At 66.3% G+C, this 23,023-nt stretch carries 23 protein-coding genes; 10 read left to right on the forward strand and 13 right to left on the reverse strand.

All coding sequences use genetic code 11. From position 1 onward, the window contains the following. Positions 1-5: 5 nt before the first annotated feature. Positions 6-1,121 (reverse strand): molecular chaperone DnaJ, encoded by a 1,116-nt coding sequence (gene dnaJ / locus ACQ5J0_RS13535; protein ID WP_462568070.1) that lies wholly within the window; start codon positions 1,119-1,121, stop codon positions 6-8. A gap of 74 nt (positions 1,122-1,195) precedes the next feature. Continuing rightward, the gene (dnaK, locus tag ACQ5J0_RS13540) at positions 1,196-3,127 is read right to left on the reverse strand and encodes a molecular chaperone DnaK (protein WP_462568072.1); all 1,932 of its coding nucleotides are present in this window, start codon (positions 3,125-3,127) and stop codon (positions 1,196-1,198) included. Positions 3,128-3,291: 164 nt separating this feature from the next. Here dnaK and ACQ5J0_RS13545 point away from each other — a divergent pair, with 164 nt between their 5' ends. After that, complete coding sequence (locus tag ACQ5J0_RS13545) at positions 3,292-3,777, forward strand: copper chaperone PCu(A)C (RefSeq protein ID WP_462568074.1); 486 nt, start codon at positions 3,292-3,294, stop codon at positions 3,775-3,777. Next, positions 3,774-4,283 (forward strand): vgr related protein, encoded by a 510-nt coding sequence (locus ACQ5J0_RS13550; protein WP_462570124.1) that lies wholly within the window; start codon positions 3,774-3,776, stop codon positions 4,281-4,283. The genes ACQ5J0_RS13545 and ACQ5J0_RS13550 overlap by 4 nt, the downstream gene beginning before the upstream one ends. An 82-nt stretch (positions 4,284-4,365) precedes the next feature. On the opposite strand, the gene ACQ5J0_RS13555 is transcribed toward ACQ5J0_RS13550, so the two are convergent. The 4 genes from ACQ5J0_RS13555 to hrcA form a co-directional block, all read right to left on the reverse strand. Further along, positions 4,366-4,659, reverse strand: coding sequence for a hypothetical protein (locus tag ACQ5J0_RS13555; RefSeq protein WP_462568076.1), 294 nt, complete (start codon positions 4,657-4,659; stop codon positions 4,366-4,368). 63 nt (positions 4,660-4,722) lie between these two features. Then, positions 4,723-5,952 (reverse strand): threonine synthase, encoded by a 1,230-nt coding sequence (locus ACQ5J0_RS13560; RefSeq protein WP_462568078.1) that lies wholly within the window; start codon positions 5,950-5,952, stop codon positions 4,723-4,725. 8 nt (positions 5,953-5,960) lie between these two features. Next, positions 5,961-6,515 carry a nucleotide exchange factor GrpE gene (grpE, locus tag ACQ5J0_RS13565; RefSeq protein ID WP_462570125.1) on the reverse strand — a complete coding sequence of 185 codons (555 nt, stop codon included), beginning with the start codon at positions 6,513-6,515 and terminating at the stop codon, positions 5,961-5,963. Positions 6,516-6,579: 64 nt separating this feature from the next. After that, positions 6,580-7,623 (reverse strand): heat-inducible transcriptional repressor HrcA, encoded by a 1,044-nt coding sequence (gene hrcA / locus ACQ5J0_RS13570; protein ID WP_462568079.1) that lies wholly within the window; start codon positions 7,621-7,623, stop codon positions 6,580-6,582. A 107-nt stretch (positions 7,624-7,730) separates the two neighbouring features. Here hrcA and rph point away from each other — a divergent pair, with 107 nt between their 5' ends. Together rph and rdgB are read left to right on the forward strand one after the other, a co-directional pair. Then, positions 7,731-8,447: a ribonuclease PH gene (rph, locus tag ACQ5J0_RS13575; RefSeq protein WP_462568081.1), complete on the forward strand. Its 717-nt coding sequence runs from the start codon at positions 7,731-7,733 to the stop codon at positions 8,445-8,447. Then, complete coding sequence (gene rdgB, locus ACQ5J0_RS13580) at positions 8,444-9,070, forward strand: RdgB/HAM1 family non-canonical purine NTP pyrophosphatase (protein ID WP_462568083.1); 627 nt, start codon at positions 8,444-8,446, stop codon at positions 9,068-9,070. The genes rph and rdgB overlap by 4 nt, the downstream gene beginning before the upstream one ends. A gap of 13 nt (positions 9,071-9,083) precedes the next feature. Here rdgB and ACQ5J0_RS13585 read toward each other — a convergent pair whose 3' ends face one another. Further along, the gene (locus ACQ5J0_RS13585; RefSeq protein WP_462568084.1) at positions 9,084-9,680 is read right to left on the reverse strand and encodes a CAP domain-containing protein; all 597 of its coding nucleotides are present in this window, start codon (positions 9,678-9,680) and stop codon (positions 9,084-9,086) included. 46 nt (positions 9,681-9,726) lie between these two features. Here ACQ5J0_RS13585 and hemW point away from each other — a divergent pair, with 46 nt between their 5' ends. Together hemW and ACQ5J0_RS13595 are read left to right on the forward strand one after the other, a co-directional pair. Continuing rightward, positions 9,727-10,878 (forward strand): radical SAM family heme chaperone HemW, encoded by a 1,152-nt coding sequence (gene hemW, locus ACQ5J0_RS13590; protein ID WP_462568086.1) that lies wholly within the window; start codon positions 9,727-9,729, stop codon positions 10,876-10,878. Further along, positions 10,875-11,774 carry a tyrosine recombinase XerC gene (locus tag ACQ5J0_RS13595; RefSeq protein WP_462568088.1) on the forward strand — a complete coding sequence of 300 codons (900 nt, stop codon included), beginning with the start codon at positions 10,875-10,877 and terminating at the stop codon, positions 11,772-11,774. The genes hemW and ACQ5J0_RS13595 overlap by 4 nt, the downstream gene beginning before the upstream one ends. A gap of 4 nt (positions 11,775-11,778) precedes the next feature. Here ACQ5J0_RS13595 and ACQ5J0_RS13600 read toward each other — a convergent pair whose 3' ends face one another. The 4 genes from ACQ5J0_RS13600 to rsmI are packed head-to-tail and all read right to left on the reverse strand — an operon-like array spanning position 11,779 to position 14,621. Then, the gene (locus tag ACQ5J0_RS13600) at positions 11,779-12,381 is read right to left on the reverse strand and encodes a DedA family protein (RefSeq protein ID WP_462568090.1); all 603 of its coding nucleotides are present in this window, start codon (positions 12,379-12,381) and stop codon (positions 11,779-11,781) included. 30 nt (positions 12,382-12,411) lie between these two features. Further along, positions 12,412-13,377: a glutathione synthase gene (gshB, locus tag ACQ5J0_RS13605; RefSeq protein WP_462568092.1), complete on the reverse strand. Its 966-nt coding sequence runs from the start codon at positions 13,375-13,377 to the stop codon at positions 12,412-12,414. 39 nt (positions 13,378-13,416) lie between these two features. After that, positions 13,417-13,767 carry a YraN family protein gene (locus ACQ5J0_RS13610; protein ID WP_462568093.1) on the reverse strand — a complete coding sequence of 117 codons (351 nt, stop codon included), beginning with the start codon at positions 13,765-13,767 and terminating at the stop codon, positions 13,417-13,419. After that, positions 13,764-14,621 (reverse strand): 16S rRNA (cytidine(1402)-2'-O)-methyltransferase, encoded by an 858-nt coding sequence (gene rsmI / locus ACQ5J0_RS13615; RefSeq protein ID WP_462568094.1) that lies wholly within the window; start codon positions 14,619-14,621, stop codon positions 13,764-13,766. The genes ACQ5J0_RS13610 and rsmI overlap by 4 nt, the downstream gene beginning before the upstream one ends. A gap of 38 nt (positions 14,622-14,659) precedes the next feature. Here rsmI and ACQ5J0_RS13620 point away from each other — a divergent pair, with 38 nt between their 5' ends. Then, positions 14,660-15,817, forward strand: coding sequence for a penicillin-binding protein activator (locus ACQ5J0_RS13620; RefSeq protein ID WP_462568095.1), 1,158 nt, complete (start codon positions 14,660-14,662; stop codon positions 15,815-15,817). 86 nt (positions 15,818-15,903) lie between these two features. Further along, entirely contained in the window at positions 15,904-17,895 is a 1,992-nt protein-coding gene (gene parE / locus ACQ5J0_RS13625; RefSeq protein ID WP_462568096.1) for a DNA topoisomerase IV subunit B, read from the forward strand. A gap of 27 nt (positions 17,896-17,922) precedes the next feature. Here the strand turns inward: parE and ACQ5J0_RS13630 are convergent, their stop codons facing one another. Then, positions 17,923-19,140 carry a bifunctional alpha/beta hydrolase/OsmC family protein gene (locus tag ACQ5J0_RS13630; protein ID WP_462568097.1) on the reverse strand — a complete coding sequence of 406 codons (1,218 nt, stop codon included), beginning with the start codon at positions 19,138-19,140 and terminating at the stop codon, positions 17,923-17,925. Between the two features lie 232 nt (positions 19,141-19,372). Here ACQ5J0_RS13630 and ACQ5J0_RS13635 point away from each other — a divergent pair, with 232 nt between their 5' ends. Beyond that, positions 19,373-20,587, forward strand: a complete 1,215-nt coding sequence (locus ACQ5J0_RS13635; RefSeq protein WP_462568098.1) for a serine hydrolase — start codon at positions 19,373-19,375, stop codon at positions 20,585-20,587. Between the two features lie 74 nt (positions 20,588-20,661). Then, positions 20,662-21,513: an AAA family ATPase gene (locus tag ACQ5J0_RS13640; protein ID WP_462568099.1), complete on the forward strand. Its 852-nt coding sequence runs from the start codon at positions 20,662-20,664 to the stop codon at positions 21,511-21,513. Between the two features lie 15 nt (positions 21,514-21,528). On the opposite strand, the gene ACQ5J0_RS13645 is transcribed toward ACQ5J0_RS13640, so the two are convergent. Next, positions 21,529-22,929 carry a methyl-accepting chemotaxis protein gene (locus ACQ5J0_RS13645; RefSeq protein ID WP_462568100.1) on the reverse strand — a complete coding sequence of 467 codons (1,401 nt, stop codon included), beginning with the start codon at positions 22,927-22,929 and terminating at the stop codon, positions 21,529-21,531. Positions 22,930-23,023 lie beyond the last annotated feature (94 nt).

The following is a 23,023-nucleotide window of genomic DNA, read 5'->3' on the forward strand; positions in this document are numbered from 1 at the left end:
GGCGGTTAGGCGCCCAGAACGGTCTTGAGCTTCTCGAAGAAGCCGCGGCTCTCGGGACATTCGTCGCCGGTCTCGGTCTCGCGGAACTGTTCAAGCAGGGCGCGCTGCTCTTTGGTAAGCTTCGTCGGGGTCTCGACCGCGATTTCCACTACCAGATCGCCGCGCCCGCGACCCTGAAGCACGGGCATGCCCGCGCCGCGGTGCCGCAATTGCTTACCCGACTGGATACCCGCCGGGATCGACAGCGAAACCGCCTCGCCCGAAAGATCGAGAATTTCGATCTCGCCGCCGAGCGCAGCCTGGGTGAAACTGATCGGCACGCGAGTGGCGAGCGTCGTTCCCTCGCGCTGGAAGATCGCATGCGGCGCGATGTGAACGAAGATGTAGAGATCGCCCGGAGGCGCGCCCTGCGGCCCCGCCTCACCCTTGCCCGAGAGGCGAATCCGCGTGCCGGTGTCCACACCGGGCGGGATTTCGACATCGAGCGTCTGCGGGGTATCGACCCTCCCCTCGCCCCGGCAGGTGCGGCACGGATCAGTGATGACCTCGCCGCGGCCGTGGCAATTGGGGCATGGCCGTTCGACCACGAAGAACCCCTGCTTGGCGCGAACCTTGCCGTGGCCCTGACACAGATTGCAGGCGCGTGCGCGGGTCCCCGGACGGGCGCCGCTGCCGTGGCAATCGTCACATTGCTTCGAGACCTCGATCTCGACCTGGGTGTCCTTGCCGTGAAAAGCCTCTTCCAGCGTGACCTGCATGTCGTAGCGCAGATCGGCGCCGCGGCGCGGCCCGCGCTGGGCGCCGCCGCCGAAGGCCTGGCCGAAGATGGTCTCGAAGATATCGCCGATATCGCCGAAGCCCTGCTGGCCCGCGCCGCCGCCCATGCCCTGCTGGAAGGCTTCCATGCCGTAGCGGTCGTAGGCCGCGCGCTTCTGCGGGTCCTTGAGGCAGTCGTAGGCGACGCTGATCGCCTTGAACTTGGCTTCGCTGTCCGCGCAGCCCGGATTGCGATCCGGGTGGTGCTTCATCGCGAGCTTGCGATAGGCGGATTTGATGGTGCCGCCGTCCGCATCGCGCGAGACGCCCAGCAATTCGTAAAAATCGATTTCGGTGGCTGACATAAATTCTCCCGCCAAATACCTAACCGCCACCGGCGCTGGCTAGCACCGGTGGCGGCGGGGTCTTCATCGGGCAATCAGCCCTTGTTGCTGTCTTCGTCGACCTCGGAGAATTCCGCGTCGACGACGTCCTCGTCGCTCGAACCGGTATCGCCGGCGGCGGCTTCGCCATCGGCAGGCGCGGCCTTGGCCTGCTCCTGCTCGTAGATGGTCTGGCCCATCTTCATGGCGACCTGGGTCAGTTCCTGCGCGGCGGTGTTGATCTTGGCCGGATCGTCGGTCTCGAGCGCGGTCTTCACCTCGGCGATCTTCGCCTCGACTTCGCTCTTGAGATCGGCCTCGAGCTTGTCGCCATGCTCTTCCAGCTGCTTCTCGGTCGTGTGGACGAGACTGTCTGCCTGGTTGCGGGCTTCGGCCGCTTCCTTGCGCTTCTTGTCTTCCTCGGCGAACTTCTCCGCATCCCGGACCATCTGATCGATGTCGTTGTCGGACAGACCGCCCGACGCCTGGATCTTGATCGTCTGTTCCTTGCCGGTGCCCTTATCCTTGGCGCTGACGTTGACGATGCCGTTGGCGTCGATGTCGAAAGTGACCTCGATCTGCGGCACGCCGCGCGGCGCGGAGGGAATCCCGACGAGGTCGAAATTGCCGAGCAGCTTGTTGTCGGCCGCCATCTCGCGTTCGCCCTGGAAGACCTTGATCGTCACCGCCTGCTGATTGTCCTCGGCGGTCGAATAGGTCTGGCTCTTCTTGGTCGGGATGGTGGTGTTCCGGTCGATCATCCGGGTGAACACGCCGCCCAGAGTTTCGATGCCCAGCGACAGCGGGGTCACGTCGAGCAGCAGCACGTCCTTGACGTCGCCCTGCAGCACGCCGGCCTGGATCGCCGCGCCCATGGCGACGACTTCATCGGGGTTCACGCCGGTGTGCGGCTTGGAGCCGAAGAATTCCTCGACCACTTCGCGGACCCGCGGCATGCGGGTCATACCGCCGACCAGGATCACCTCGTCGATCTCGTCCTTGGTGACGCCGGCATCGGCCAGCGCCTTCTTGCAGGGCTCGAGCGTCCGCTTGATCAGATCGCCCACCAGCTTTTCCAGATCGGAGCGGCTGATCGTTTCGACCAGATGCAGCGGAGTGGAGCTGCCGCCTTCCATGCGTGCGGTGATGAAGGGCAGGTTGACCTCGGTGGTTGCCGCCGAAGACAGTTCGATCTTGGCCTTTTCGGCAGCTTCCTTGAGACGCTGGAGCGCAAGCTTGTCCTTGCGCAGATCCATGTTCTCCTTCTTCTCGAACTGGTTGGCGAGATATTCGACGATCGCGCTGTCGAAATCCTCGCCGCCGAGGAAGGTGTCGCCATTGGTCGACTTCACCTCGAAGACACCGTCGCCGATCTCGAGCACGGAGACGTCGAAGGTGCCGCCGCCGAGATCGTAGACCGCGATGGTCTTGCCCTCGTCCTTGTCCATTCCGTAGGCGAGTGCGGCCGCGGTCGGCTCGTTGATGATGCGCAGCACTTCGAGACCGGCGATCTGGCCGGCGTCCTTGGTGGCCTGACGCTGGGCGTCGTTGAAGTATGCGGGAACGGTGATGACCGCCTGGGTGACGGTTTCGCCGAGATAGCTTTCCGCCGTCTCTTTCATCTTCTGCAAGATGAAGGCCGAAACCTGGCTGGGGGAATAATCCTCGCCGCCGGCTTCGACCCAGGCGTCGCCGTTCTTGCCCTTGACGATGTCGTAGGGAACGAGATCCATGTCCTTCTTGGTCATGGGATCGTCGAAGCGGCGCCCGATCAGGCGCTTGATCGCGAACAGCGTGTTGTCGGGATTGGTGACCGCCTGGCGCTTCGCCGGCTGGCCGATCAGGCGCTCGCCATCCTTTGTGAAGGCGACGATCGACGGCGTGGTGCGCGCGCCTTCGGAATTCTCGATGACCTTGGGCTTGCCCCCGTCCATAACTGCGATGCAGCTATTGGTTGTGCCGAGGTCGATACCGATAACTTTGCTCATGGATTCCCCATCTGCTTCTACTGATTGGACGCCGCGCGGACGGTTCCCCATGACAGGCGGAACCTTTCGGCGGCTCGGTTACCTCGAGGATATAGGTGCGCAATTCCTTGGCACAAGGGAGGCACCCCGCTAGAAAACGCACCGTAGTTTTGAGGGAATTTCCAATGTTGAAGCCGCTTTACGCCGCCCTGTTGCTCGCCGGAACCGGGGCCTTTCTGGGCGCCTGTTCGCAGGGCGGCGAGGCTCCGGCCGAGGAGGGTGAAATTGACCGAGCCTCCGGGCTGGAGATCACCAACGGCCGGATGATGCTTCCCCCGGTGGCGGGCAATCCAGCGGCGGTCTATTTCGACATCGCCTATGACGGCGAAGGTGAAACGACCATCGCCAGCGCCTATGTCGAGGGGGCGGAACGGGCCGAATTGCACGACATGTCGGGAGCGGGCGGCATGATGACGATGGAGCAGATGCCGCCGCTGGCGCTGCAGCCCGGCGCAAACGCGAGCTTCGAGCCCGGCGGCAAGCATGTCATGGCTTTCGATCTGTCTCCCGACCTGGTGGCAGGCGGAACCACCGAGGTTACCCTCACCCTGGCGAACGGCGACAAGCACAGTTTCGATGTGCCCATCCAGTCGGCAGGCGACGCGCGCTGACCACAGGCGAGACCGAGCGGCCGGCGCCCTGCCCCGTCGGCGGCGAGCGCGCGCTGACCGCGGGCGAAATCCGCATCGCGCGTTCGGTCTTCGGCACTGCGCTCGATTGCGGGCCGGTGAGGATCCGGCGGCGCAAATGGTTTCCGCTACAGCCCAAAGCCGTGACGATGGCGCCGCGCGGACATCTGCATTTTCATCCGCTTGGCAGCGGTTATTGCGACGATTTCTCGCGCGAAAGCGTGATCCGGCAGGGATTGCTGATTCATGAGCTGACCCATGTGTGGCAGACGCAGACGCGCGGCGACTGGTATCTGGTTACGCGGCGGATGCCGTGGGCGCGGTATGACTACAGTCTCAGGCCGGGCTGGCCGCTCGAACGCTACGGGATCGAACAGCAGGCCGAGATCGTCAAACACGCGTTCTGGCTGAGGAACGGCGTGCGAGTAGCAGGCGTCGCCGATCCGTCATCCTACGATTTGCTCGTCCGTTTCGAGGGCGCGGGGTAGCGGCAGGTGTGCCGCCCAGCAAAAGGCCCCGCACCGGCTAAGCGCCGGGCGGGGCCTTGTAGATCGGTTTGAAGATCAGAGCTTACCGGCGCGGATCGACCGGATAGCCGCGTGTGCCGAAGCAGTCTTCGTCGAGATAGCCGTCGCGATCGTAGCCGTCGCAGCCATCGTTCTTGTCGGAAAAGTAGCCGGCCAGACCACCGGCCGCGGCGCCCGCGAGCGCAAAGCGCGCGATGTCGCCGCCTGTGACTGCGGCCAGACCGGCGCCGGCAGCGGCGCCGATCCCAGCGCCCTCGGCAGCGTAGTTCTCGGCGCAGGCGCCGAGGGTCATGGTCGACATCGCCAGTGCGGGGACGAGCAGAAGTTTGGTTTTCATGATTTTTCTCCGTTTGAACCCTGTTGCGCAATTACGTCCGGAGAGCGCGCGGGTTCCCGGAATCTAAAGGCTGGCCAGATCCGGAAGAGCGTCCTTGTCGAGAGTCGCCGACTGGTCGGACAGCGGATATTTGAGCCCGGTCGCGCAGTTGAACAGCACCGCCTCGTCTTCCGCCTCGACCCAGCCTTGCGCCACGGCATGGCGCCAGGCAGCGAGCGTCGCGCCGCCTTCGGGGCACAGCAGCATCCCGTCCTGCGCTGCGCTCTCGGCGGTGGCGCGCAGCAGGTCCTGTTCCTCGACCGCGATCGCCCTGCCGCCGCTTTCGCGAACCGCGCGCAGAATCAGGAAATCGCCCACTGCCTTGGGAACGCGGATGCCTGCGGCGACCGTATGGGCATTCTCCCACCGCTCGGCGTGTTCCTCGCCACCCTCGAAGGCGCGGACGATCGGCGCGCAGCCGCTGGCCTGCACCGCGAACATCTTGGGTCGCTCCGAGCCGATCCAGCCGAGCTGCTCGAGCTCGTCGAAGGCCTTCCACATCCCGATCAGCCCGGTGCCTCCGCCAGTGAGGTAGAAGATCGCCCTGGGCAGCCGCCAGCCGAGCTGCGCGGCGAGTTCGAGCCCCATCGTCTTCTTGCCCTCGATCCGGTAGGGTTCCTTGAGCGTGGAGAAATCGAACCACAGTCCTTCGGCGGCGCCCTTCCCCACGATCGCGCCGCATTCGTCGATCAACCCATTGACGCGGTACACCCGCGCCCCTTGCGCGGCGATCTCGCGGACATTGATCTCGGGCGTGTCGTCAGGACACAGTACCACGGTCTCGATCCCGGCGCGGGTGGCATAGGCGGCCAGCGCGGCGCCGGCATTGCCATTGGTCGGCATCGCGATCCTGGTGACGCCGAGCTCCTTGGCCATCGCCACCGCCATCACCAGCCCGCGTGCCTTGAAGCTGCCGGTGGGCAGACGACCCTCGTCCTTGACCAGCACGTTGGGACCGCCCGACTTCGGGATCGGGATCAGCGGGGTTTCGATCTCACCGAGGCTGACGATGCTGCCGGTGCGCCGCACCGGGAGCAGTTCGCGCCAGCGCCACAAATCGGTGGGCCGCGCTTCGAGCGTGCCGCGCGCCAGCGCCTTGCCGAGCGCTTCGAGATCGTAGCGCACCAGCAGGGGCCGTCCCGCCGAAGACAGGCCGTGGAGCCGGTCGGCCTCGTAGCGTTCGCCGGTCAGCGAGCATTCGAGATGGGTGACGAAGGTCTCGCGATCTCCGTCCAGATTGCCCCGTGCCGGCACAGAGACGGTCAGTCCGGCTTCTTGGCGACGGCCACCATTGAGGGCCGCAGCAGGCGGTCCTTGATCATGTAGCCGGCCTGCATTTCCTGCACGATCGTGCCCGGCTCGTGATCGTCCGTCGGCACTTCCATCATCGCCTGATGCTGGTTGGGATCGAGCGGCAGGCCCTTCGCGGCGATCCGGGTGATCCCGTGCTGCCCGAACACCTTGTCGAGTTCGCGCTGGGTCGCCTCGATTCCGATGATGAAACCCTTCATCTTCTCGTCCTCGCGGATCTCCGCGGGCACCGAGTCGACCGCCCGGCCGAGATTGTCGGCGACGCTCAGAATGTCGCGCGCAAAGCCGGTCGCGGCGTAATTGCGCGCGTCCTGGACATCCTTCTCGGCGCGCCGGCGCACGTTCTGCGCATCCGCCTTGGCGTAGAGCACGTCCTGCTTCGCGGTCTCGAGATCGCCGCGCAGCGCGGCCAGCGCTTCGCCGAGCGAATCCTCGCCGTTCTGGGCATCAACTTCGGAATCAACTTCCGAGCCATCGTCGCGGAGTTCCTCCGGCACGCCTTCCATTTCCTTCTCGACCGCAGCGTCGCGCGGCTTGCTCTTGTTGTCGTCGCTCACGAAAATTCCCGTTCTATCCGATACGTTTGCCCAGTTGCCGGGCCGTGAAATCTACCATGGGCACGACTCGGGCGTAATTCAACCGAGTCGGACCGATCACGCCGAGCACACCGACGACCTTGCCATCGCGGTCGCGATAGGGCGCGGCGATCACCGACGAGCCCGAGAGCGAGAACAATCGGTTCTCGCTGCCGATGAAGATCCGCGTGGCTTCGGCGTGGCGCGCATTCTCGAGCAATTCGGCGACCGATTGCTTGCTTTCGAGATCGTCGAGCAGCGAGCGGACCCGCTCGATATCCGACAACGCGGCATCGTCGAGCAGCTTGGCCTGGCCACGGACGATCAGCACCGGGCGCTCGGCGGCATCCTGCGACCAGGTGGCGAGGCCGCGCGAAACCAGGTCGCGGCTCGCATCGTCGAGCGCGGTGCGGCCATTGGCGATCTCGTGCTCGATATGGCGCGACGCCTCGGCGAGCGTTCGCCCCGCGCTCTTTGCGGTGAGATAATTGCTCGCCTGTTCGAGCGAGGTGCCCAGCGCTGCGGCCGACAGCGCGAGGATTCGGTTCTCGACATGGCCGTCCTCGGCCACCAGCACCGCGAGCACCCGGTTGGCGTCGAGCGCGGTCAGCGAGATCTGCGCCAGCCGCGATTCGCGCGGCGGCACCATCACCATCCCCGCCGCACCCGAAAGATCGGACAACAGCGCACTGGTCTGCTCGAGCGCGCGCTCGATCGGGCCCGGCTGGGCGATGCGCTGCTCGATCGCGGCCCGCTCGCTTTCGGTCGGTTCGCCCACCTGCATCATCGCGTCGACGAACAGCCGCAGCCCGCTTTCGGTCGGCATTCGCCCGGCGCTGGTGTGCGGCGCGGAGAGCAGGCCGCGCTGTTCGAGCTCGGCCAAAACCGAGCGGATAGAGGCCGGCGAGAGGTTGAGCCCGCTGTCGCTCGAGAGCGTTTTCGAACCCACCGGCTGGCCGCTGTCGAGATAGCCCTCGACCACCATGCGGAAGATGTCGCGGGCGCGATCGGTCAGTTCGGTGAGCGGGGGCGAAACCATGCTAGCGTGTCTAGACAGATCGCTTGCGCCCTCAAGCCCCAAGCGCCTATCGGCTCGGCACGATCACCCGCGCCATACGCGCGCCAGAACCATTTGCGGAGACTCCCATGCGACCTTCAGGACGTGCGCCCGACGAAATGCGCGCCATCACCATCGAGACCGGCTTCACCAAGCACGCCGAGGGCTCGTGCCTGATCAGCTTCGGCGACACCCGCGTGCTGTGCACCGCCAGCATCGAAGACCGCACCCCGCCGTGGCTGCGCGGCAAGGGCCAGGGCTGGGTTACCGGCGAATATTCGATGCTCCCGCGCGCCACCCATACCCGCGGCGATCGCGAGGCGGCGCGCGGCAAGCAGTCGGGCCGGACGCAGGAAATCCAGCGACTGATCGGGCGCAGCCTGCGTTCGGTGGTCGACCTCAAGAAGCTGGGCGAACGGCAGATCACCTTGGACTGCGACGTCATCCAGGCGGATGGCGGGACGCGCACTGCGGCGATCTCTGGCGCCTGGGTGGCGCTGCGGCTCGCGGTTGACGGATTGATGAAGAGCGGCGCGATCAGCCATGATCCGATCCTGTCCAAGATCGCTGCGGTCTCCTGCGGCATCTATCAGGGCACGCCGGTGCTCGATCTCGACTATCCCGAGGATTCCAACGCCGAGGCGGATGCCAATTTCGTCCTGCTCGAAGGCGGCAAGATCGCCGAGGCGCAGGCCACCGCCGAGGGCGCGGCCTATGACGAGGAAGGCCTGCTGCGCCTGCTGCGGCTCGCGCGGATCGGCTGCGACCGCATCTTCGCGGCGCAGGAGGAGGCCGTGCGCCGGTGACCCGCCGTCTCGGCCCGGGCTCGCTGGTGATCGCCACGCACAATGCGGGCAAGCTGAAGGAAATTTCGGCGCTGCTCGAACCGCATGGGCTCAATTGCCTGTCGGCCGGTTCGCTTGGACTGCCCGAGCCGGCGGAGACCGGGACGACCTTCGTTCAAAACGCTTTGTTGAAAGCGCATGCCGCAGCCGCAGCCTCGGGCATCGTCGCGCTGGCCGACGACAGCGGGCTCGCGGTCGAGGCGCTCGACGGGCGGCCCGGGGTCTACACCGCCGATTGGGCCGAGCGGCAATGGTTCGATGGCGATGCGGGCCGCGACTGGTTCATGGCAATGGGCAAGGTCGAGGGCATGCTGCAGGAGCGCGGGCCCGATGTGTCGCGCGCCGCGGCGTTCCATTGCGTGCTGGCGCTGGCCTGGCCCGATGGCGAGAGCGCGGTCTACGAAGGCCGCGCGCCCGGCAGTCTGACCTGGCCGCCGCGCGGAAAACTGGGGTTCGGCTATGATCCGGTGTTCGTGCCCGAGGGGATGGAGCGCACCTTTGCCGAGCTGGAACCGGAAGAGAAGCACCGCATCAGCCACCGCGCCGATGCCTTTGACAAGCTGGTAACCGAACAGTTCGGCTGAGCGCGCAAACCGCTCAGAAGGCGCGGGCACCCCAGACATTGCCCGCCGGATAATAGCGGCACACCAGCACGTCGTTGCCGCGCGCGGTGACCATGGCGCAGCCGACCTCGCGCGTGTCGCGCCAGACGATCTGCGTGTAATGCCCGACGTCGGCCCAATTGCCGGTCTTTGACACATTCGGAAAAGCGCCGTGGCGGTAGTGCTTGCGCTCGTCGAGGAACATCCCGACCATCGTTTCCACGTCCCAGCCGCCAGCGGTTCCCATCCACAGATTTTCGCCGGTGCCGTTGCGGTCGGATCCGCCGGCGTGTTCGAGCACGCCGCGACGTCCGAGCGAGTGCGCCCATTCGGCGGCTTCGCGTTCGAGATGGGGGTTCCACTTCAGCCGCGGCAACCGCAGCCGATCGCGTTCGGCATTGTGGCTTCCCAGAATGCGCGAAGCAAATCCGCTTTGCTGTTGGAACCCATAGGCGGCGTTCTGCACCCGCGCCTCCCGATCGGCCGCGGCCCCGCCCCGCCACGAGGCTTCGCTTGCGAACAGGGGCGCAGCCGTGGCACATATGAAGGCGATGGCGCTGCCGAGCAGCGAAAATTTCCCGATCCGACCCATTCGCTCGAAATTGCGTCCAGCACGTTAAGATTCGCTGAAGGAAACCATGGCGAAAGCCCTCTACATCCACTGGCCGTTCTGTCTGGCGAAGTGTCCCTATTGCGACTTCAACAGCCATGTTCGCGAGACAATCGTGCAATCCCAGTGGGAAGCGGCGCTGCTGGCGGATCTGCGCCACGAAGCGCAGGCGGCCGGCGGCGAAAAGCTCGAGAGCATTTTTTTCGGCGGCGGCACCCCCAGCCTGATGCCGCCGGCCTTGGTCGCGCGCCTGCTCGGCGAAGCCGAGCGGCTATGGGGATTCGCGCCCGGAATCGAGATCACGCTGGAAGCGAACCCCTCGTCGGTCGAAGCCGCGAAGTTCGCCGCGCTCGCGGGTGCCGGGGTCAACCGCGTCTCGCTCGGGGTGCAGTCCTTCGAGGACGAGGCGCTGCGGTTCCTGGGGCGGTTGCACGACGCAAGCGAAGCCGTTTCCGCCATCGAAGTGGCGCAGCGCCATTTCGCGCGGGTGTCCTTCGATCTGATCTATGCCCGCCCTGGTCAGGACGAAACCGCCTGGCGCACCGAGCTCGAGCGTGGGCTCGCCTTCGGCACCGGCCATCTCTCGCTCTACCAGCTGACCATCGAGGCGGCGACGCGCTTCGCCACCGATGTCCGCCGCGGTGTCTTCACGCCGCTCGACGACGAGAATGCAGCGGATATGTTCGCGCTGACCCGCGAAATGACCGCTTCCGCCGGTCTGCCCGCCTACGAGATCAGCAATCACGCGCGCCCCGGCGAGGAGAGCCGCCACAATCTCGCCTATTGGCGCTACCGCGACTATGCCGGGATTGGGCCGGGCGCTCATGGCCGGCGCTGCGGGATGGCCACCATGCGGCACCGCAAGCCCGAGAACTACCTGGCCGCTATCGAGCTTTCTGGTCACGGGCTAGTCGAGGAGCGCGCGCTGACCCGCGCCGAACAGGCGACCGAGGCGCTGTTGATGGGGCTGCGATTGCGCGAAGGCGTCGATTGCGCAGACCTGACCTCGCGGTTCGGCTTTGTCCGTGGCGAGCTGATCGACGAAGGCAAGCTGGCGCTGCACCGCGATCTCGGCCTGGTCGACACCGAGGGTTCGCGGATCGTGGTCACCGATGCCGGCATGCCGCTGCTCGATGCGCTGCTCGGCGATCTGGTCGCCGGCGAGCTGGTGGCCGCGTGACGCGCGAGGCGCTGCTGGGCGCCTGGCACGATTATCTCGCGCAGACCCGCCGCCGCTCGCCGCACACGGTTCGCGCCTATTGCGCCGCGGCGCAGCGGCTGGTGCAGCGGCTTGGGCTCGACGACTGGGCTGCGGTGGCGAAGCTCGATACGGTGGCGCTGCGCGGTCAGCTCGCTGCTCGCCGCACCGAGGGGCTTTCCAATGCTTCGGCGGCGCGCGAACTCTCGGCACTCAAGGGGTTCGTCGGCTTTGCCCGCGAGCAGGCGGGCGCGCCCGGGGCATGCGGGCCGCGGCTGCGCGGACCGCGGATCAAGAAGGGCCTGCCCCGCCCCGTCACGCCCGACGAGGCGGTCAATCTCGCCGACACCGTCCATTCGCTGGCCGGTGAGGACTGGATCGGCTCGCGCGACCGCGCGGTGCTGCTGCTGCTCTATGGCGCGGGTTTGCGGATCGCCGAGGCGCTGTCGCTTCGGCTCGGCGACCTGCCGCTGGGCGAGCGCCTGTCGGTGACCGGCAAGGGCGGCAAGCAGCGCGTGGTGCCGATCCTGCCCATCGTCGCCGAAGCGGTCGCGGACTACGCCGCGAAACTGCCCTTCCCGCTGGACGCGAATGATCTGCTGTTCCGCGGCGCGCGCGGCGGAGCGCTGTCGCAGGGCGTGGTTCAGAAGGCGACCGCGCGGGCGCGGATCGTGCTTGGCCTGCCGGCAACGGCGACCCCGCATGCGCTCCGTCACAGTTTCGCGACCCATCTGCTGGGCGCCGGTGCCGATCTGCGCAGCCTGCAGGAACTGCTGGGCCATGCCAGCCTCGGTTCGACGCAGATCTACACCCGAGTCGATGCCGCCAGCCTGCTCGCAACCTATCGCGGCGCGCATCCGCGCGAATCGAGCGAGTAGCGGCTCAGCGCTGGCTGCGCGGCGTCCAAGTCGCGAGCCGCCAGACATAGGCTACTACCGCCGCCACAAGGGTGGCGATGATGACCCAGCTGACGACATCGGTGTTCTCGAACGTGCGCGAGAGCCATTGCATTCCGCCGATCAGGATCGCGTTCCACAAAGCGGCGCCGATCGCGGTGAAGACGCAGAACTTGATCGTGTTCATATGCGCCAGTCCTGCGGGCAGGCTGATCATGGTGCGCATGAAGGGCGCCGCCCTCAGAAACAGCACCACCCAGTGTCCGTGCCGCTCGAAGAACACCATCGCTCGCTCGACGTCTTCCCATTCGAGCGTGAGCCATCGGCCCCAGCGGTCGATGAAAGGGCCAAGCCGCTCGTAGCCCCAGCGGTCGCCGATCCAGAACCAGGCGTAATTGCCCGCGAGTGTACCCAGGGTGGCGACGATCATCACCGGCCAGAACTGCAACGATCCCCGTTCGATCGCCAGCGCCGCAGAGCCCATGATGGCTTCCGAAGGCATCGGCGGGAAGACGTTCTCCAGCGCCATGAGCAAGGCGATCCCGGCGAGGCCGAGGCGTTCGACGATGGCGACGATGAGCGAATCCATGTCAGCCCAACGGCCGCAGCCGCGATGCGTTCACGCCGCAGCTCGCTTTTCGATCGCGTCCCAGATCAGGCCCGCAGTATCGGTGCCGTTGAAGCGGTCGATCGCGACGATCCCGGTCGGGCTGGTGACGTTGATCTCGGTCAGCCATGTGCCGCCGATCACGTCGATCCCGACAAAGACCAGCCCGCGGCGCTTGAGCTCAGGGCCCATCGCGGCGCAGATTTCCTCTTCGCGCGCGGTCAGCCCGGCGGCCTCGGCGTAGCCGCCCTGCGCGAGGTTGGAGCGGAACTCGCCCTCGCCCGGTTTGCGGTTGATCGCGCCTGCAAATTCGCCATCGACCAGCACGATCCGCTTGTCGCCATCCGCGACCTCGGGGAGGAAGGGCTGGACCATATGCGGCTCGGGCCAGGTCTGGTTGAAGACCTCGAACAGTGCGGAAAGATTGGTCCCGGCCTCGTCCACGAGGAAGATCGCCTTGCCGCCATTGCCGTGCAGCGGCTTGACCACCACCGCGCCGTGCTGCGCGTGAAACGCGCGGACATCCTCGATGCTGCGCGCGATCAGGGTCGGCGGCATGAAGCGCGCATAATCGAGCACGAACATCTTCTCGGGTGCGTTGACCACCTCGCGCGGATCATTGACCACCAGCGTCTCGCCGCGCAGCCGGTCGAGGATCAGCGCGGCGCTGATATAGCCCAGATCGAAGGGCGGATCCTGCCGCATCAGCACGACGTCGACATCGCGCGCCAGATCGATCCGCCGGCATTCGCCGATGTCGAAATGATCGCCCCCGACCCGCTGGACCGTCACCGGCGCGGCATGCGCGGTGATCTTGCCGCGCGGGCTGCCGTCGCTTTCCCAGGCAAGGCTGCCGACATCGTAATGGAACAGCGAATGCCCGCGCGCCTGCGCGGCCTCCATCAGAGCGAAGGAGGAATCGCCGGCGATCTTGATCGATGCCATCGGGTCCATCTGGACGGCGACGCGTAGGCTCATGGGAATTACCTCGAAATAGCGGTTCGGTGCGGCGAAGCCTCAGGGCTGCCAGGCGTTGGCGATGTGGCGTGGCAGGCTGCCCGGCGCAAGGAGGATGACGTCGATCCTTATATCGTCGCCCTCGCCGGCATATTCATGCGCAACGCATTCCACTGCGGCCGCCACCCGCCCCAGCCGGCGTTCGTCGATCGCGAAATCGAGCTCGGCCCGGCGGCGGCGGTATTTGACCTCGACGAAGGCGACCAGCGATCCGCGCCGCGCGACCAAGTCGATCTCGCCGCGCGGGGTCTTCACCCGGCTTGCCAGAATGCGCCAACCCTTCGCCCGCAGCCAGAGGGCGGCGCGTCTCTCTCCCTCGCGCCCGCTCCGCTCGGCGAGCTGGCGCTTCATCCGCGCTTGAGCTCCATCGCGCGGGCGTAGAGCAGCTTGCGGTCGAGCCCGGTGGCCTTCGCCACTTGCGCGACCGCCTGCGAAGCCTTGCTGGTCTCGAGCGCCTCGAGCAGCAGCGCATCGGCATCTGCCGCGCTGGCCTGCTGTTTTCCCAACGGCGGTCCGATCAGCAGCACGATCTCTCCCTTCGGGGGATGCGTCTCGAACCAGGCGATCAGCCCGTCGGCGAGCCCGCGGCGCAGTTCCTCGTGGATCTTGGTGAGTTCGCGCGCCACCGCAATCTCGCGGTCGGGAAGAGCCTCGCCGATCGCGGCGAGCGATTTGGTCAGCCGGGGCGCGGTGTCGTAGAAGATCAGCGTCGCCTCGATATCGGCCAGTTCGGCCAGCACGTCGCGCCGCGCCTTGTCCTTGCTCGGCAGGAAGCCGGCAAACAGAAAGCGGTCATTGGGCAGGCCCGAGACGCTCAGCCCCGCGATCGCGGCACAGGCGCCCGGTAGCACGGTGACTGCAATACCCTCGGCGCGGCAATCATTGACCAACCGATAGCCTGGGTCGGACACCAGCGGGGTGCCGGCATCGCTCACCAGCGCCACCGCGCGGCTCCGCATCGAGTCCACCAAGCGGTCGCGGTCGCGGTGTTCGCTGTGGTCGTCATAGCGCCAAAGGGGCTTCGAGATCCCGAGATGCTTCATCAGCTTGCCGGTGACGCGGGTATCCTCGCAGGCCACGCCGTCGCAGCGCCGCAGCACATCGGCGGCGCGCATGGTGATATCCCCAAGATTGCCAATCGGGGTCGCGACGATATAGAGCCCGGGTTCAAGAGGTTCTGGCACAGAGGATGCGGTTTCGTTCACGGCGAACCCATGAACCAGCAATGAGGGACGCGGCAAGGATGAAGCGCTTTACAATCACCCGTCGGCAGATCGCGGTCACCGGCCTGGCGGCCTTGCTCGGCGCCTGCTCGATCATCCCCAAGAGCGGTGAACCGGTCCGCCGTCCGGTCGAGACCCCGACACCGATGCCCAGCGCCACCGCGCTGCCCGACGACCAGACACATCACCGTATCGCGCTGCTGGTGCCGATGTCGGGCCAGAACGGCGCGGTCGGTCAATCGATCGCCAACGCTGCCACGATGGCGCTGCTCGACACCGATGCGGGCAATCTGCGGATCACCACCTACGACACCTCGGGCAATGCGCGCGACGCCGCGCGGCGCGCGATCGCGGATGGCAACAAGCTGATCCTCGGCCCGCTGATGGGCGACAATGTCGGCGCGGTGCTGGCCGAGGCGCGGCCCGCCGATGTGCCGCTGATTTCCTTTTCCAACGACGCCGCGATCGCTTCGCCCGATGTCTTCGTCATGGGGCATATTCCCGAACAGTCGATCCGCCGCTCGGTGCAATATGCCCGCACCCAGGGCGCTCGCGATTTCGCGGTGATCGCACCCGAGGGCGAATACGGTCGCCGCGCCGAGGCGGCGCTGCAGGGCGCGGTGCAGTCCTATGGCGGACGCATTACCGGCGCCGAACGCTACGCCCGCGGCAACACCTCGATCATGTCGGCCGCCGACAGGTTGCGCAGCCGCGGCGGCTACGACACGGTGCTGATCGCGGACTCCCCGCGGCTGGCGCAGCAGGCGGGGGCGCGCGTAGGCGGCCAGGACACCCGTATCCTCGGCACCGAATTGTGGAGCGGCGAGGTTGCGGTGACCCGCGCGCCAGCCCTGCGCGGCGCGATCTTCTCCGCGGTGTCGGACAATCGCTATCGCCGGTTCGTCGACAGCTATGAGGCCCGCTTCGGAGGCCAGCCCTATCGCATCTCGACGCTCGGCTACGACGCCGTGCTACTGGCGCTGCGGGTGGCGCAGGACTGGCGGGTGGGCCGCGATTTCCCCACCGCGAACCTGCGCGACCGCGGCGGTTTCCTCGGGCTCGACGGAGCCTTCCGCTTCCAGCGAGATGGCGTGGTCGAGCGCAGCTTCGAAGTGCGCGAGATCCGCGACGGCGAAGTGGCGATCGTCGATGCCGCGCCGACCCGCTTCGAGGACTGAGCGCGCGCCGTCTTGAGGGCCAACACTGACGATAAGACCGTGGGCTCGCTTGCCGCCGGCGATTCGCGCGCGATATAGCTGATCCCATGTCTGACGATCTGTTCGAAAACACCCCCGCCTCGAGCGGCGATTACGACGCATCCTCGATCGAGGTGCTCGAAGGGCTAGAACCGGTCCGGCGTCGCCCGGGCATGTATATCGGCGGCGTCGACGACCGCGCGCTGCACCATCTCGTCGCCGAGGTGCTCGACAACGCGATGGACGAAGCGGTCGCTGGACACGCGACGCGGATCGAACTGCGGCTGGACGAGAACAACCGGGTCACGGTTTCCGACAACGGCCGCGGCATCCCCGTGGCCGAACATCCCAAATATCCCGGCAAGTCCACGCTCGAGGTGATCCTCTCGACGCTCCACTCGGGCGGCAAGTTCTCGGGCAAGGCCTATGCCACCAGCGGCGGGCTGCACGGGGTCGGGATCAGCGTGGTCAACGCGCTCTCGAGCCACACCCGCGTCGAGGTCGCGCGCGACCGGCAGCTCTATGCGCAGGAATTCGCGCGCGGAGAATCGCTGGGCCCGATCGAGGAGCTCGGCCCCACCCCCAACCGGCGCGGCACCACCGTCGCCTTCACCCCCGACACGCAGATCTTCGGCGACCGGTCCTTCAGCGCCAAACGCCTGTTCAAGCTGACCCGCTCCAAGGCCTATCTCTTCGCCGGGGTCGAAATCCGCTGGAAATGCGCCGCCAGCCTCGCCAGCGAAGAGGTCCCCGAGGAAGCGACTTTCAAGTTTCCCGGCGGGCTTACCGACCATCTCGCAGAGCAGATCGGCGAGCGCCCCTGCGTCACCGCGCAGCCCTTCGCCGGGCGCCACGATTTCGCAACGGTCGAGGATGGCATCTCGCAGGGCCGCGCTGAATGGGCGATCGCCTGGCCGCTCTATTCCGACGGCTCGACCAGCTGGTATTGCAACACCGTACCGACCCCCGATGGCGGCACCCACGAACAGGGTCTGCGCGCCGCGCTGGCCAAGGGGCTGCGCGCTTTCGGCGAGCTGACCGGGACCAAAAAGGCGAAGGACATCAGCGCCGACGACGTAATGACCGGTGCCGAGGTGATGCTCAGCGTCTTTATCCGCGAACCGCAGTTCCAGAGCCAGACCAAGGACCGGCTGACCTCGCCCGAAGCCGCGCGGCTGGTCGAGACCGCGATGCGCGACCATTTCGACCATTTCCTTTCCGACAATATGGAGCGCGGCAAGGCGCTGCTCGGCGAGGTGATGGAGCGGATGGACGAGCGCCTGCGCCGCAAGCAGGAACGCGAGATCAAGCGCAAGACCGCGACCAATGCCAAGAAGCTGCGGCTGCCGGGCAAGCTCACCGACTGTTCGGGCGAGACCGAAGCCGAGACCGAGCTGTTCATCGTCGAGGGCGACAGTGCCGGGGGCAGCGCCAAGCAGGCGCGCAACCGCAAGACTCAGGCGATCCTGCCGATCCGCGGCAAGATCCTCAACGTCGCCAGCGCCAGCGCCGACAAGATCCGCGCCAATGCCGAGATCGCCGATCTGACGCTGGCGATGGGCTGCGGGGTGCGCAAGGATTGCGACCCCGGCTCGCTGCGCTACGACCGGATCATCATCATGACCGATGCCGATGTCGACGGCGCGCACATCGCCACGCTGCTGATGACCTTCTTCTTCCAGGAGATGACCGAGATCGTCCGCGCCGGGCATCTGTTCCTCGCGCAGCCGCCGCTCTACCGGCTGACCGCGGGCAAGGAGAGCCGCTACGCGCGCGACGAGGAACAGCGCGCCGAACTCGAGGCGACGGTGTTCAAGGGCAAGAAGGTCGATGTCGGGCGCTTCAAGGGCCTGGGCGAGATGAACCCGCAGCAATTGCGCGAGACCACCATGGATCCCGCCAGCCGCAGCCTGATCCGCATCACCCTGCCGACCGAATTCGAGGACCGCGCGGTGGTCAAGGAACTGGTCGACCATCTGATGGGCCGCAACCCCGAACACCGCTTCAACTTCATCCAGAATCGCGCGGGTGAGCTCGACAAGGAATTGATCGACGCCTGAACCCGGGCTTGGTCCCGGGCGAGCGGGTCAGCTCTCGGTTTGGATGTGCAGCGGCCCCTCGAGCGTCCGGTGGACCGGGCATTTATCGGCGATGGCGATGATCTTCTCGCGCTGCTCTGCGGTCAGCGCTTCGCCCGCCAGCTCGATCCTGCGGGTAAGCGCCTGGAGGCCCGCGCCCGTCCCCGCGCCTTTCGCGCATTCCGCGCAATCCGCCTCGTGGTTGCGTTCGTGGGTGAGATGGATGGACGCACCTTCGAACGGCCAGCCCTTTCTGTCGGCATACATCTTCATCGTCATCGCGGTGCAGGTCCCCAGCGCGGCGAGCAGCAGGTCGTAGGGCGTCGGCCCGGTGTCGTCGCCCCCGACGCTGCGCGGCTCGTCGGCGACAAAGCGGTGGCTCGCGGTATGCACTTCGGTGCCGAACTTGCCGTGGCCGGTCTTCACCACCACGCCGTCCTCGGGCATCGGCCAGTCGTCGCGCAGCGGCAGGTAGCGATGCGCCCAGCTGGCGATCATGCTCGCGGCGAATTCGGCGTCGCGCGAATCGAGCAGCAGGTGGTCCGCGCCCTCGAGGCTGACGAAGCTCTTGGGGTGCTTGGCGGCGCCGAACAGCGCCGAGGCGTTCTCGATCCCGACGATTTCATCGGTCGGCGAATGCAGCAGCAGGACGGGCTTGCGCAATTTGGCGACCTCGGCGAGCAGGTCGGCATTCTCGACCCGCTCGATGAATTCGCGTCCCAGCGTGAATGCGCGCCCGCCGATCGAGACTTCTCCCTCGCCGGTTGCGCGGATCGCGACCAGATCGCCCTTGATGCGCTCGAGCACATGCGGGACGTCCGAAGGCGCGCCGATGGTGGCGATAGCGGCGATGTTGTCGGACCCGATATCCTCCGCCGCAGCCAGCACCGCCGCCCCGCCCAGGCTGTGCCCGACCAGCAGCACCGGCTGCTCGAAGCGTTCGACCAGAAACCGCGCCGCCAGCACCAGATCGGCGACATCGGTCGCAAAGCCGGCGCGTCCGAAATCCCCGCCGCTGCCGCCCAGCCCGGTGAAGTCGAACCGCAGGCAGGCGATCCCTTCCCGCGACAGCGCACGCGCCACCGCGACCGCCGCCTTGCTCTGCCGCGTGCAGGTGAAGCAATGCGCGAACAGCGCCGCGCCGCGCACCAGCCCGGTCGGCATCTCGAGCGAACCTTCCAGCGCGTGTCCGGCCTCGGTCTGGATGGTGATGGTCTCGGTCGGCATGGGGGTCTCCGGAGCAGGATAGGTCGTGTGGCCATAGGGATGCCGGCGCCTTGGGCCAACGGAACTCGCTCCCGAATACCAGGCTGCGCCGGTCCTTGCGGTTGAGCCCGCTGCATTCGGCGCTAGGATAGCGTCGATCAAGGAGCCTTTCATGAAATGTTTTGCCTCTGCCCTTTTATCGATCGGCGTCGCTTTTACTCCGTTGGCCCATCTCGCAGCGCAGCCAATGGCAATGGATGAACCGGCCGAAGCCAGTATGCTCGAGCAGCGCACAGCGCAGGTGGTCGAACTGCTGAACGGCACGCTCGCCCCCGAGGAGGCGATGGCCGAAAGCTTTCTGCGGAGCATCCCCGCCGAACAGCTCAAAGCGATCGGCGAACAATTGACCGCGCAGTTCGGTCAGGCTCTGACGGTCGAGTCGATCGAGCCGGTCAGCCCTGCGCGGGCCGCGATCACCATCCGCATGGAGCGTGCGCTGGCGAGCGGCGGAATCGCGATCCAGACACAGCCGCCGGGCAAGATCACCGAATTGCTGCTGCAGTCGTTCGAGCCGGTCGACGACAGCGCGGAGAAGATCACCGCCGACCTCGAGGCCCTGCCCGGCAGCGCCGCGGCCTGGTTCGGCCCTCTCGAGGGCGAGCCGGTCTTCGCGTACGGCGATCCGCAGCAGCCCTATGCGCTGGGCTCGACCTTCAAACTCTATGTCCTTTCGGCACTGGATCGTGCGGTGCAGGAAGGGCGGCTCGAATGGGACGATGTCGTCACGCTGGGCGACAGGAGCTTTCCCAGCGGCATCATGCAAGACTGGCCCGAGGGCGCACCGCTCACGCTTCATACCGCCGCAACGCTGATGATCTCGATCAGCGACAACACCGCCACCGATCTGCTGATCGACGCGGTCGGGCGCGAGGCGATCGAGGCGGAAATGCGCGCGACAGGCCACTCGGCACCGGAGCTTTCGACGCCCTTCCTGAAAACGGTCGAGATGTTCGTGCTCAAGGGAGGCGAGCAGGGAACGGCCTATGCGCAGGCGGACGAGGCCGGGCGCCGGGCAATCCTCGACCGGTTGGTCACGCAAGGGGTCGATCCGGCGCCGATCATGGATGTGTTCTCGGGCGGCACTCCCAAGATGATCGACAGCATCGAATGGTTCGCCAGCATGGAGGACGAGCGCCGGCTGATGCGGCGGCTCGCCGAGAGCGACGACGACACCGCGCGGCGCATCATGGCGGTCAAAACGGCTTTGGGAGACAGTGCGCGGGCGGACTGGAGCTATGTCGGCTTCAAGGGCGGATCCGAACCGGGCGTGCGCAACCTCAGCTGGCTGCTGCGCGACGAGGCGGGCACCTGGCACATGCTGGCGCTGGGCTGGAACAATCCCGCCGCCGACACCGATACCGCGGGGCTGCTGGCGATCGGGCAGCGGATCCTGGCGCTGGACCGGTGACGCGCCCCCTTGCCCCGGCGCGCCTCCACCCCTAACCGGGTTGCAAATCGCAATCGGACAGCCCGGGAATTACAATGACGCAGCGCTTCGAAAGCACTCAATCCTACATCGCCACCGAAGATCTCAAGGTGGCGGTCAATGCCGCGGTAACGTTGCGCCGACCGTTGCTGGTCAAGGGCGAGCCGGGCACGGGCAAGACGGTGCTGGCGCAGGAAGTCGCCGATTCGCTCGGCGCGCCGCTGATCGAATGGAACGTCAAATCGACCACCAAGGCCCAGCAGGGCCTCTATGAATACGACGCCGTGGCCCGCCTGCGCGACGGCCAGCTCGGGGACGAGCGGGTCCACGACATTTCCAACTACATCAAGAAGGGCAAGCTGTGGGAAGCCTTCACCGCGCCCGAGCTGCCGGTGCTGCTGATCGACGAGATCGACAAGGCCGATATCGAGTTCCCCAACGATTTGTTGCAGGAACTCGATCGGATGAGCTTCGATGTCTACGAGACCCACGAGACGATCACCGCCGCCGAGCGCCCGATCGTCATCATCACCTCGAACAACGAGAAGGAACTGCCCGACGCCTTCCTGCGTCGCTGCTTCTTCCACTATATCAAGTTCCCCGATCGCGACACGATGCGCGAGATCATCGCGGTCCACTTCCCCGATATCCAGAAGACCCTCGTCACCAAGGCGATGGACATGTTCTACGAGCTGCGCGAGGTGCCCGGGCTCAAGAAGAAGCCCAGCACCAGCGAATTGCTCGACTGGCTCAAGCTGCTGCTCAACGAGGACATGCCGCTGGAGGTGCTGCAGGACAGCAACCCCAATTCGGCGATTCCCCCGCTCCACGGCGCGCTGCTCAAGAACGAGCAGGACGTGATGATGTTCGAACGCCTCGCCTTCATGGCGCGCCGCAATCCCGGTTAGAATCCGGCCCGGCGATCAGTCGATCGAGTAAGCCACTTCGAAATCGCCCCAGCGGCGGCCCTGGATGGTCATCGGAACATAGACATTGCGCACCACGCGATAGGTCTTGCCGTCGCCCTCCTGGCGATAGACCGCCATCATGTAGGGCGCGAAGCTGCGCTTGGCCTTCTGGTCGATCGGTTCGAGGATTATTCGCCCATCGCGGCAGAACTGCGTGTCGTGGGTGAGATCCCCGGTCGGGGCCTGCGAATGCTTGGTGATATGGGTAGGCAGATAGCCCTTCATGTCGGTGCAGGCGGCAGCCATGATCCGCTCATCCTCGCCATTTAGCGAGTCGAGCGCCGGCCGCCAGTTGCGGTGGGCCCAGTCCATCAGGCCGGTGCGATAGCGCTGCGGGTTTGAGCCTTCGATCAGGCGGTAGTCCTGATCGAACACCTGATCGAGGGTCAGTTCGCCAGCAGCGATCGCCTGCTCGGCGAGCGTCTCCACCAGCCGCGCTTGGCGCTGCGCCTTCTCGACCATCACGCTGTCCTGCGGAGCGAGCCCGGACTGGACCAGGCGGTCGAACATGTCGCTGGCGACCATCTCGAGGTCTTCCATCCGGCTGTGGACCGTGGCCAGCTTCATCTCATTGCCATTGGCAGCCTTGTCGAAGCTCTCGAGCACATCCTGCACGCGCATCACATTGCCCGTCATCATCGCGGTCGCCTTGGCGATCTGGTCGTTCTGCGCATCGACCTCCTCGACCAGATCGGTGACCCCGGTGAGCGTCTGCTCGATGCTCGCGACCGAGTTCTTGGCCTGGCTGCTGGCCTTGGCGCCTTCCTCGATGCGGTGGATCACCCCGGTGGCCTCGGCTCCGAGCGTCTCGATCACCTCGCCGATCTCGTCGGTCGCCTTGCGGGTTTCGCCGGCGAGCGATTTGACCTCGTTGGCGACCACCGCGAAGGTGCGCCCGGCATCGCCCGCCCGCATCGCCTCGATAGTGGCGTTGAGCGCGAGAATATTGGTGGTCTCGGCGATCTGCGCGATGTCCCTGGAGCAGCGCTTCACCTGATCCATCGCCGCGGCGAAGCCGGTGACATGGGTCGCCAGCGTCTCAACCATGTCGAGCAGCTTGGTGATCTGCGACAGCGAGGACTGGATCTGGCTGGTGCCTTGCCCCAGCCGCTCGATCGCGCTGGCCGAGAGCAGCCGCGCCTCGTCGCTGGCTTCGGCGACCCGGCGCTGGTCTTTCTCTAGCTCGTGGACGGTACCCTGCAACTCGAGATGCTCGGCGCGCAGCACGCCCGAGGTATCGATCACCGCCTGGACGATGCCGGCTACGTCGGAGCAACCGACGGTGACCTTCCCGCATGCCTCGGGAATCGTGTCGAGCGCGGACGCTCCGCGAGCATCCAGTGCCGTGCAGTCCATGATGAGCGTAATCCCCCGTAGTTCGGGGATTGTCATAATCGCAATGTGTTAGCGCCTTCTTAAGCATCCGCGCCTTTGCCAGATCGTGCGCGGC

The organism is Qipengyuania sp. SM2512 (genome assembly GCF_054954005.1).